The organism is Burkholderia sp. E168m15, from assembly GCF_016586105.1.
In the GTDB taxonomy this organism is placed as follows: domain Bacteria; phylum Pseudomonadota; class Gammaproteobacteria; order Burkholderiales; family Burkholderiaceae; genus Burkholderia; species Burkholderia orbicola.
Genome location: NZ_BCPO01000239.1, coordinates 1 through 1,321 on the forward strand (window position 1 = coordinate 1; position 1,321 = coordinate 1,321).

General features: G+C 60.6%; 1 protein-coding gene and 1 other annotated feature. The gene reads right to left on the reverse strand.

Annotated elements, in window-relative coordinates; all coding sequences use genetic code 11:
* Positions 1-33 precede the first annotated feature (33 nt).
* Positions 34-1,271 (reverse strand): IS3 family transposase gene (locus JMF86_RS34850; RefSeq protein ID WP_155123312.1). Its coding sequence is split into 2 segments (ribosomal slippage): positions 34-980 and positions 980-1,271, totalling 1,239 coding nucleotides; the frame shifts between segments, so codons are not numbered across the junction.
* Positions 874-990, reverse strand: a sequence feature (AL1L pseudoknot). Its footprint overlaps the gene before it by 117 nt.
* Positions 1,272-1,321 lie beyond the last annotated feature (50 nt).

A 1,321-nucleotide genomic window follows, 5' to 3' on the forward strand; every position in this document is an offset into this window, starting at 1 on the left:
GAATCGCACCGGGAATCGTGGAGGCTGGTTGGTTTAAGTTAATGCGGACACGTCAGCGGCATTTCTGAGTTGCCTGTAGTAGTTTGCCTCAGCTTCAGCAGGCGGGATATAGCCGAGCGGTTCCATCAGCCGATGATGGTTGTACCAAGCCACCCATTCCAGCGTTGCCAGCTCGACGGATTCCCTCGTTTTCCAAGGGGCGCGCCGACGAATCAGTTCCGTCTTGTACAGGCCGTTGATCGTTTCGGCCAGCGCATTGTCGTAGCTGTCGCCCCGGCTGCCGACCGACGGCTCGATGCCGGCCTCAGCCAGCCGTTCGCTATAGCGAATGCTGACGTATTGAGACCCTCTGTCGGAATGATGAATCAAAGTCCCGTCCTCGCCCGGTTGGCGGGCGTACAGCGCCTGTTCAAGTGCATCCAGAACGAAGTCCGTGGTCATCGACGAGCTGACGCGCCAGCCAACAATACGGCGGGCAAACACGTCGATCACGAATGCCACGTACAGCCAGCCTTGCCATGTCGAGACATACGTAAAATCCGACACCCAGAGCTGATTCGGCCGGTCAGCCTTGAACTGCCGGTTGACTCGGTCCAGCGGGCGCGGCGCGGTCACATCGGGAAGCGTCGTGCGAACACGCTTACCGCGAACTGCGCCACGCAAGCCCTGCAGCTTCATCAACCGTCCGACCGTGCAGCGTGCCACTGCAATGCCTTCCCGGTTCATCTGCTTCCAGACCTTCGGCACGCCGTAGACCTGCATGTTGGCCTGCCAGACACGCTTGATCTCCGGTTGCAAAAGCTCATCGCGTTTCGCGCGGGCGCAGCGCTTCGACGGATCGCGAAGTTGTGCTGCATGGCGTCGGTAGCCCGACGGGGCAATCCGCAAGACCTTGCAGATCGGCTCGACCCCGAAGGTGTCGCGATGCTGATCAATGAAGGCCTTCAGGACTTGAAACGGCGGTCGAGCTCCGCCTGGGCGAAAAATGCGCTCGCCAGTTTGAGAATCTCGTTGGTCCGGCGCAGTTCCTTGACCTCGCGCTCCAAGGCCTTGATGCGTTCACGCTCGGCCGTACTCACGCCATCGCGCTCTCCACGGTCGACCTCGTCGCGCTTAACCCAATCCAACAGCGTCTGCGGCGTGCAGCCGATCATCGGCGCAATCGATTCGACTGCCGCCCACATCGACGGGTGCTCGCTACGCTGCTCGCGTACCAGGCGCACTGCGCGCTCTCGGACTTCCGGGGAAAACTTGCTTGGCTTCTTGTTCATGGCTCCATTCTCTCAAGAGTTGGAGCCTCCACAAAACTCGGGGCGGTTCA